The sequence below is a fragment of the Rhodococcus kronopolitis genome, from assembly GCF_042654025.1.
Classification (GTDB): Bacteria; Actinomycetota; Actinomycetes; order Mycobacteriales; family Mycobacteriaceae; genus Rhodococcus_G; species Rhodococcus_G kronopolitis.
Map to the genome: position 1 here is coordinate 692,284 of NZ_JBHSFO010000002.1, position 8,089 is coordinate 700,372.

The 8,089-nt window shown below is 70.2% G+C and carries 9 protein-coding genes; 3 read left to right on the plus strand and 6 right to left on the minus strand.

Annotation, left to right across the window (positions count from 1 at the left end; translation table 11 throughout):
• Positions 1-2: 2 nt before the first annotated feature.
• The 3 genes from ACFO6S_RS06475 to ACFO6S_RS06485 all read right to left on the minus strand — a co-directional run bounded on the left by ACFO6S_RS06475 (position 3) and on the right by ACFO6S_RS06485 (position 2,791).
• Positions 3-908: a co-chaperone YbbN gene (locus ACFO6S_RS06475; RefSeq protein ID WP_378415167.1), complete on the minus strand. Its 906-nt coding sequence runs from the start codon at positions 906-908 to the stop codon at positions 3-5.
• Positions 909-1,113: 205 nt separating this feature from the next.
• The gene (locus tag ACFO6S_RS06480) at positions 1,114-1,488 is read right to left on the minus strand and encodes a DUF3817 domain-containing protein (RefSeq protein WP_378415169.1); all 375 of its coding nucleotides are present in this window, start codon (positions 1,486-1,488) and stop codon (positions 1,114-1,116) included.
• Positions 1,489-1,597: 109 nt separating this feature from the next.
• Entirely contained in the window at positions 1,598-2,791 is a 1,194-nt protein-coding gene (locus tag ACFO6S_RS06485; RefSeq protein WP_378415170.1) for an acetyl-CoA C-acetyltransferase, read from the minus strand.
• A 90-nt stretch (positions 2,792-2,881) separates the two neighbouring features.
• Between ACFO6S_RS06485 and mce the strand changes: the two genes are divergently transcribed.
• Positions 2,882-3,361: a methylmalonyl-CoA epimerase gene (gene mce, locus ACFO6S_RS06490; protein WP_378415174.1), complete on the plus strand. Its 480-nt coding sequence runs from the start codon at positions 2,882-2,884 to the stop codon at positions 3,359-3,361.
• 142 nt (positions 3,362-3,503) lie between these two features.
• Entirely contained in the window at positions 3,504-4,475 is a 972-nt protein-coding gene (locus ACFO6S_RS06495) for a coiled-coil domain-containing protein (RefSeq protein WP_378415175.1), read from the plus strand.
• Here the strand turns inward: ACFO6S_RS06495 and ACFO6S_RS06500 are convergent.
• Both ACFO6S_RS06500 and nucS read right to left on the minus strand, forming a co-directional pair.
• The gene (locus tag ACFO6S_RS06500; RefSeq protein ID WP_378415177.1) at positions 4,456-4,758 is read right to left on the minus strand and encodes an ATP/GTP-binding protein; all 303 of its coding nucleotides are present in this window, start codon (positions 4,756-4,758) and stop codon (positions 4,456-4,458) included. The genes ACFO6S_RS06495 and ACFO6S_RS06500 overlap by 20 nt on opposite strands.
• Positions 4,759-4,778: 20 nt before the next feature.
• Positions 4,779-5,453: an endonuclease NucS gene (gene nucS / locus ACFO6S_RS06505; protein WP_378415179.1), complete on the minus strand. Its 675-nt coding sequence runs from the start codon at positions 5,451-5,453 to the stop codon at positions 4,779-4,781.
• A 71-nt stretch (positions 5,454-5,524) separates the two neighbouring features.
• Here nucS and ACFO6S_RS06510 point away from each other — a divergent pair, with 71 nt between their 5' ends.
• Positions 5,525-7,069 carry an adenylate/guanylate cyclase domain-containing protein gene (locus ACFO6S_RS06510; RefSeq protein WP_378415180.1) on the plus strand — a complete coding sequence of 515 codons (1,545 nt, stop codon included), beginning with the start codon at positions 5,525-5,527 and terminating at the stop codon, positions 7,067-7,069.
• A 10-nt stretch (positions 7,070-7,079) separates the two neighbouring features.
• Here ACFO6S_RS06510 and ACFO6S_RS06515 read toward each other — a convergent pair whose 3' ends face one another.
• Complete coding sequence (locus ACFO6S_RS06515; protein ID WP_378415182.1) at positions 7,080-7,595, minus strand: FKBP-type peptidyl-prolyl cis-trans isomerase; 516 nt, start codon at positions 7,593-7,595, stop codon at positions 7,080-7,082.
• Between the last annotated feature and the right edge of the window lie 494 nt (positions 7,596-8,089).

Sequence of the window (8,089 nt, forward strand, 5' to 3'; positions counted from 1 at the left end):
ACTCAGTACAGGGCCGAGGCCAACTTGCGGCGCGCGGCGACCACCCGCGGATCCGCCGGGTCGAACAACTCGAACAGTTCGAGCAGCCGAGTCCGGACCAGCGTCCGGTCGTCGCCCGCGGTGCGCCGGATCGTCTCGATCAGCCGGCCGAACGCGTCCTCGGCCTGCTGGGTGTAGAGCAACATGTCGGCGGCGTCGAGCTGGGCCTGCACGTCCGTCGGCGCGGCGTCCGCCTGCTCAACCACGTCGGGCGCGAGGTCCTGGGCCCGGGCCAGGAACCGCACCTGGCGCAGCGCGCCCAGCGCGGTCGGATTCTGCGGCTCGACGTCGAGGATCGCCTGGTAGCCCGCCAAGGCGCCGTCCAGGTCGCCGTCGGCGAGCGCGTCCTCGGCCGCGACGAACCGCGGGTCCTCGACCTCTGCCTCCGGCGCGTCACCCGCAGGCGGACCGGCGAGCTTCCCCTCGGTCGCCAGCAGCACCTGCTCGAGCCACCCGCTGACCTGGTCCTCGGGCTGGACGCCCTCGAAGTCGGCGAGGGGCTGGCCTGCGGCCACCGCCACCACCGTCGGGATGGCCTGCACACCGAAGGCCTGCGCGATCCGCGGGTTCGTGTCCACGTCCACCCGGGCCAGCACCCAGTCGCCGGCACCGGCGCGAGCCAGGGACTCGAGCACCCCGGAGAACTGGACGCTCGACGGGCTCCGCTCCGACCACAGCGACACCAGCACCACCACCTGGGTGGACCGCTCGAGCACCTCCGCCTCGAAGGTCGCCTCGGTGACGTCGACGACGGCCGCCAGGCCCGTCGGCCCGACCTCCGCCGAGGCCGGGGTCGCGGAGGCCTGCGCGGACGGCGGCGGGGCCTGTGCGGCGGCCTTGAAGCCGGACAGGTCCACTGCTCCGGACATGGCTGCCGCCATCGCGGCGGACGGACGAGCGGGCGGGCGAGATCCGGGTCGAGTCACGTCTGCCATTTTGGCACGCCCACCCCGGTGTCAGCGCGCCTCACCCCTCCCACCCGGACCGCGGCACGCCCGGGAACCTCCGGACCCCGGATACGCGCAGTGCCCCCGAACCGGGACGGTTCGGGGGCACTGCGGAAGTGTCTGGGAGTCAGGCCTCGGCGAGGGCGGGATCGCCGGCCTTGCCGGACGCGACCGCCTCGGCGGACAGCTCCGCGAGCTTGCCGTTGCGGATGGCCCAGCGCTCGAACACGATCGTCCCGAACGGCGGCACGCTCGACACCAACGCCCAGAAGGTGGTCATCAGGTCCCACTTCAGCGACCGCGCGGTCACCAGCGCGATCAACACGAACGGGACGAAGGCGGCGATGCCGTGCACCATTCCGGGGATCCGGACGGCCTCCTCGTACCCGAGCACCCACTTGAAGAACATCGCAACCAGCAGGGCCGCCCAGGTGACGGCCTCCCACTGGGCAAGCAGGCGGAACCGCTTCGCGGGCGTGGACACGTCGAGGATCTTCGGCATGCCCACCATTGTGCCTGAGCAAATCGGACAACAAGGCGCCGTCGTGTGTGATCTACGACGCCTTGTAGTCGAAGGCGATTGATGCTGTTGTGGCCGCTGACCGGGCGAGTTACTGCTGGGGCACCCGAATGATCAGCGCGTCGCCCTGACCGCCACCGCCGCACAGCGCGGCCGCACCGACACCGCCGCCGCGACGCTGCAGCTCCAGCGCCAGGTGCAGGGCGATCCGGGCGCCGGACATGCCGAGCGGGTGTCCGACGGCGATCGCGCCGCCGTTGACGTTGACCTTCGCCGGGTCCACGCCGAGCTCACGGGTCGAGACGATGCCGACGGCAGCGAAGGCCTCGTTGATCTCGATCAGGTCGAGGTCCTTCGGGTCGATGCCCTCCCGCGCGCAGGCCTTCGCGATGGCCCGGGCCGGCTGCGACTGCAGCGTGGAGTCGGGGCCCGCGACGACGCCGTGCGCGCCGATCTCGGCGATCCAGCTCAGTCCCAGCTCCTCGGCCTTCGCCCTGCTCATCACGACCACCGCGGCGGCGCCGTCCGAGATCGGCGAGGCCGAACCGGCGGTGATGGTGCCGTCCTTGCTGAAGGCCGGGCGCAGCTTGCTCAGCGACTCGACGGTGGTGTCCGCGCGGATCCCCTCGTCCTCGGCGAACACGACCGGCTCGCCGCGACGCTGCGGGATCTGCACCGGCACGACCTCGTTGTCGAACAGGCCGTCCTTCCAGGCCCGCGCGGCGTTCTGGTGCGAGGCCGCCGCGAACGCGTCCTGCTCCTCGCGGGTGACGTGCGCCGCCTCGGTCTGGTTGACCTGCTCGGTCAGCAGGCCCATCGCCTGGTCGGTGAACACGTCGTGCAGGCCGTCGTAGGCCATGTGATCGCGCAGCGTGACGTCGCCGTACTTGAAGCCGTCCCGGCTCTTCTCGAGCATGTGCGGTGCCCGGGTCATCGACTCCTGGCCGCCTGCGACCACGATGTCGAACTCGCCGGCGCGGATCATCTGGTCGGCCAGCGCGATGGCGTCCACGCCGGACAGGCACACCTTGTTGATCGACAGGGCCGGCACGTCCATCGGGATGCCGGCGGCGACGGCCGCCTGGCGAGCGGGCATCTGCCCGGCGCCCGCGGTCAGCACCTGGCCCATGATCACGTACTCGACCTGCTCGGGTGCGACGCCGGCCTTCTCCAGTGCGCCCTTGATCGCGATGCCGCCGAGGTCGGACCCCGAGAAGTCCTTGAGCGAACCCTGCAGCCGACCCATCGGGGTACGGGCTCCGGCGACGATGACAGAACTGCTCACGGTTTCCTCCATGGATCGGGCGGGCCGGCCTCGTGGCGATAGTCATATCCCGACGAGGCCTGCAAATACGTTAACGCTACCGTCAGCGGTATGACACACTCCGCCCCCAGCCCCGCAGCGTCCCCATTGGCCTCCGAACTCGTGACGGCAATCGATCACGTCGGCATCGCGGTCCCCGACCTCGACGTCGCGATCGCCTGGTACGCCGAGCACCTGGGCCTGGTCAGCACCCACGAAGAAGTCAACGAGGAGCAGGGCGTCCGCGAGGCCATGCTGTCGGTGCCCGGCAGCCCGGCCGGGTCCACCGCGATCCAGCTGCTCGCCCCGCTCAACGAGAACTCCACGATCGCCAAGTTCATCGACCGCAGCGGCCCGGGCCTGCAGCAGCTCGCCTACCGGGTCACCGACCTGGACGCGATCTCCGAGCGACTGCGCGCCGGCGGCGTCCGGCTGCTCTACGACGCACCGCGCCGCGGCACCGCCGACTCGCGGATCAACTTCCTGCACCCGAAGGACGCCGGGGGCGTGCTCGTCGAGCTCGTCGAGCCGGCGGCCGACGCCGCACACTGACCGACCCGACCGGTCTCCAGCGACAGCGCCCGGAGTCCACCGTGTGAGAGGCCCTGGCCCCACGCGGTGGACTCGGGTAGCTTCACGACGCCCGACACCACGGGCCAACAGCGTCCCAGCAGAGCAACGGTAGGTTGAGAGCATGGCCAACGAGTACGACCGCGGATCGATTCCGATGCCCTTCTCCATTGCTCGCAAGGGTTACGACCGCGACGAGGTGTATCACTACTTCGAGCGCTTCGACGCCGAGCTTCGGGTGACCGCCACCGATCGCGACGCCGCGGCCGCGCAGGCCCGCGACCTGTCCATGCAGCTCGAGGACGCGCGCGACGAGATCGACGACCTGCGCAAGGACGTCGACCGGCTGTCCGTGCCGCCGACCACCGCCGAGGGGATGAGCGAGCGGATCTCCCGGATGCTGCGGCTCGCCTCCGACGAGGCCTCCGAGGTCCGCGCCAAGGCCCAGTCCGAGGCCGCCGAGATGGTCTCGATCGCCCAGCAGGACAGCAGCGCGATGCGCAGCGAGCACGAGACGGCGTTGGCCGAGCTCGCCGACCTGCGCTCCGCCCTCGAGACCGAGCACCAGCAGACCATGGCCGCCGCCCGCACCGAGGCCGCCCGCATCGTCGAGGCCGCCCAGAACGAGCGGGCCCGCCTCGAAGCCGAGGGCGACGCCAAGCGAAGCCAGGTCCAGCAGGACTTCGAGATCACCATGAGCGAGCGTCGGACCAAGGTCATCACCGCGGTCGAGGAACTCGACGCGAGCAGCAAGGCCGAGGCCCAGCAGCGGATTGTCGACGCCACCAACGAGGCCCGTCGACGCCTGCAGACCGCGACCGAACAGGCGGAGAAGCGGATCGCCCACGCCAAGGAGCTCGCCGAGGAACTGCGGGTGCTCCGGGGCCGGGTGCTCGCACAGCTGCTGGGCATCCGTGGCCAGCTCGACTCGGTGCCGGCCATGCTGGCCTCGGTCAACCGCGAGGGCGAACTGCTCGACGGCGTCGCCGAGCAGGCGGCCGAGCGGGCCGAGCGTCAGGCCTCAGCCGACGAGGACGTCGACCACGACGAGTCCGATCACGACGCCGAGCAGAACGTCACGACCAACGCCGGGTGATCCCCCGCGATCCCCGCCCGTTCCAGCATCCGGTGTGCCAGTGCCGGCGATCCTCGGTCCCGCCGACGAGGTCCGCCGGCCAGGCCACCATGTGCGCGACGCCGATCATGATCTCGTGGTCGCAACCCGGGCACCGGTAGACCTTGGTGGCCCGTGCGCCCGGCACCTGCCGAACCAGGTAACGCTCGCCGTCGTAGCCGGCCGGACCGGACTCGACGCGGGACTGCGCCATCCCGAGCGACGACGGCGGTGCGGGGCGGCGGTGGGAATTGCGGCGCGGCATGAATCCAGCCTAGGGGCTGCTCAGAACAGCCGGAACTCGGTGCTCTCGATGCCGCGCATCGCCTCGTAGTCGAGGGTCAGGCACCGGATTCCGCGATCCTCCGCGAGCGTCCTGGCCTGTGGCTTGATCTGCTGCGCGGCGAACACACCGGTGACCGGGGCCAGCAGCGGGTCCCGGTTGAGCAGTTCGAGGTAGCGGGTCAGCTGTTCGACGCCGTCGATCTCGCCGCGCCGCTTGATCTCCACGGCCACCGACGCGCCGTCGGCGTTGCGGCACATCAGGTCCACCGGACCGATCGCCGTCATGAACTCGCGACGCACCAGCGTGTAGCCGGCACCCAGGGTCTCCACGTGCTCGGCCAGCAGTTCCTGCAGGTGCGCCTCGACGCCGTCCTTGATCAGACCCGGATCGATCCCCAGCTCGTGCGAGGAGTCGTGCTCCACCTCGTCGATGGTGATCCGCAGTTCCTCGCCGGCCTTGTTGGTCACCACCCAGCGCACGACGCCGTCGTCGCCGTCCTCCTCGACCAGCCAGCAGGGCGGGCTCATCCAGTTCAGCGGCTTGTACGCACGGTCGTCCGCGTGGATGCTCACCGAACCGTCGGACTTGACCAGCAGCAGACGCCGGGCCTTCGGGAGGTGGGAGGTGAGGCGGCCGACGTAGTCGACATGGCAGCTGGCAATCACGAGACGCACGCGGACCACACTAGAGCACGCCAGCGCAGTTTCTGACCACCGTCGGCCGGAGCCGTTACGCTCGGCGAATCATGCCCATCGACCGAGCTTCCGCACCCCCGTTGGGCTCGCGCCTCCTCGGATCGCCCGACGAGACACCTCGACGGCGTCGGCTCCGGGTGCAGACCCTGCTCACCGCCAGCCTGCTGCTGACCAACCTGACCGGCTTCCTGGTGGTCGGCGTGCTGATCAGCGTGGTCCCCGGACCGTGGCTGCTGAAGCAGGAGTACCTCTTCGTCAACGCCGTGCTGGGTCCGATCTACGTCATCGCGGCCACCGTCATCGGCCTGGTCTGGGGCACGTTGCGCGCCCTGCACGGGCTGCGGTGGGCCGTCAACGGCGAGGTGCCGACGCGGGAAGAGGCGACGGCGGCCCTGACGATGCCGTGGAAGCTGACCAAGATCCAGATCTGGCTCTGGTTCGTCGGGATGATCCTGGTCACCACCGCGTACGCCCGGATCAATCCCGAAACCATCCCGAAGGTCGGCCTAACCATCGCGATGAGCGGCGCCACGATCTGTGCGTTCGGGTACCTGCTCGCCGAGTTCGCGTTGCGCCCCACCGCCGCCCGCGCACTCGAGGCGGGCGACCCGCGCCGGGTCCGGATCGCGGGGGTCGCCGGGCGGAGCCTGCTGGCCTGGATCCTCGGCACCGGGGTACCCGTCACCGGTCTGATCGTGGTGGCGCTGTTCTCGTTGCTGCACGAGGAGGCCACGCCGCGTCAGCTGGCAGTGTCCATCCTCGCCATCGGCAGCGCCACGCTGGTGTTCGGCCTGCTGCTCACCCTGCTCGGGGTGACCGCGGCTGTCGCACCGATCCGCGCGGTCAGCGCCGGGATGGCGCAGGTGGAAGCCGGGCACCTCGACACCCGGATCGTGGTCTACGACGGCACCGAACTCGGCGAACTGCAGAGCGGCTTCAACCGGATGGCCGCGGGACTGGCAGAACGCGAGCGGGTCCAGGAGTTGTTCGGCCGACACGTCGGCCACGATGTCGCCGCGGCCGCGATCGCACGCAACCCCGAACTCGGCGGCGAGGAACGGGAGATCGCCGTGTTCTTCATCGACCTGGTCGGATCGACCCAACTGGCCGCCTCACAGCCCCCGCAACAGGTGGTGAACCTGCTCAACAGGTTCTTCGAGGTGGTCGTGGACGAGGTCGACCGGCACGGCGGTTTCGTCAACAAGTTCGAGGGCGACGCGGCGCTGGCCATCTTCGGGGCGCCGGCGGACCTGCCGGACCCGGCGGGCAGTGCCCTGGCCGCGATCCGGCAGATCCAGCGACGGCTCCGCGCCGAGGTGCCCGACTGCACCGCAGCCGCGGGCGTCGCCGCCGGCACCGCGGTCGCCGGAAACATCGGCGCCCGCAAGCGATTCGAGTACACCGTGATCGGCGACCCGGTGAACGAGGCGGCCCGCCTGTCGGAGCTCGCCAAGACGGTCGACTGCGGCATCCTCGCGTCGGACCGCGCGGTCAACGCCGCCGACGACGCGGAGTCCGCGCTGTGGACGCTGGGCGAGTCGGTGACGCTGCGCGGACGCAGCGCCCCGACCCGATTGGCAACTCCCCTGTCGTGACCGCGTCAGGTCAGGCGACGCTCTTGATGTCCACCAGGAAGACCAGCGTCTGACCCGCGAGCTGCGCGCCGCTGCCTGCCGGACCGTAGGCCTCCGCCGGCGGAATCTCGGCGAGGATCTTCGAGCCGACCTTCTGCCCGACGAGCGCCTGCGCGAAGCCCGGGATGACCTGGCTCGGGGCGAAGGTGGCAGGCGACCCACCGTAGCTCTGATCGAAGATCTCACCGGTGTCCCAGCTGGTGCCCTGGTAGTCGAGGGTCACCTGGTCGTTGGGTCCGACCGTGGCCCCTTCGCCCTCGGCCACCACCGTGATCTTGGTCGCGGCGAGCTCCGGCTTGTCCGCGGGCAGGGTCAGCGTCGGCGGCTCGTCGCCGTTGAACTGCACCTTCAGGTCGCCCTCGACCAGCGAGGCATCCGAGGCGGAGTCGGTGGACCCAGAGTCCGAGCTGCAGCCCGTCAGGGTCAGCGCGGTGACCGCGGCAAGCGCGATTGGGACAGAACGCAGCAGATTCTTTCGCGACAACATCCGCACAGTCTGCCAGGACGCCTCTGCCACCCCACCACCAGTCCCGCCCGCATCGCCCCTCCCCACCGCCCACCCGCCCGCCCCGCATCGAATGAACGGAAGCGTTCATTCGATGCAATCGAATGAACGGCACATTCACTCGCCCGGCAACGGCAGCCGGCGAGAGGCGGGAAGCGGGCGAGCGGACGCCGGCACCCCGGAAACACAAAAAGCCCCCACACCACCACCCCACACAGGGGTCGCGGCACGAGGGCACACCCGACACGAACACAGAAGGACACCGACTCACGGCCAACCGAACCCGTCGCCGGCCCCCAAAACGAGGCGAGTGAACGGCACATCCACTCGATGCAATCGAATGAACGGAACCGTTCACTCGATGACACCGGAAGGCCGACAGCCAGGGGCCGGCGGCACCCGGGCCGCACAAACACCCCCGGAAACGCGAAATGCCCCGCACCACAACCCCTAAAGGCTGTGATGCGAGGCAATCG

Excerpts from the sequence above, each read along its gene's own strand:
- ACFO6S_RS06475 (WP_378415167.1), bottom strand. The coding sequence starts at position 908 with ATGTCCGGAGCAGTGGACCTGTCCGGCTTCAAGGCCGCCGCACAGGCC.
- ACFO6S_RS06480 (WP_378415169.1), bottom strand. The coding sequence starts at position 1,488 with ATGCCGAAGATCCTCGACGTGTCCACGCCCGCGAAGCGGTTCCGCCTG.
- ACFO6S_RS06495 (WP_378415175.1), top strand. The coding sequence starts at position 3,504 with ATGGCCAACGAGTACGACCGCGGATCGATTCCGATGCCCTTCTCCATT.
- ACFO6S_RS06500 (WP_378415177.1), bottom strand. The coding sequence starts at position 4,758 with ATGCCGCGCCGCAATTCCCACCGCCGCCCCGCACCGCCGTCGTCGCTC.
- ACFO6S_RS06510 (WP_378415180.1), top strand. The coding sequence starts at position 5,525 with ATGCCCATCGACCGAGCTTCCGCACCCCCGTTGGGCTCGCGCCTCCTC.
- mce (WP_378415174.1), top strand. The coding sequence starts at position 2,882 with ATGACACACTCCGCCCCCAGCCCCGCAGCGTCCCCATTGGCCTCCGAA.
- ACFO6S_RS06515 (WP_378415182.1), bottom strand. The coding sequence starts at position 7,595 with ATGTTGTCGCGAAAGAATCTGCTGCGTTCTGTCCCAATCGCGCTTGCC.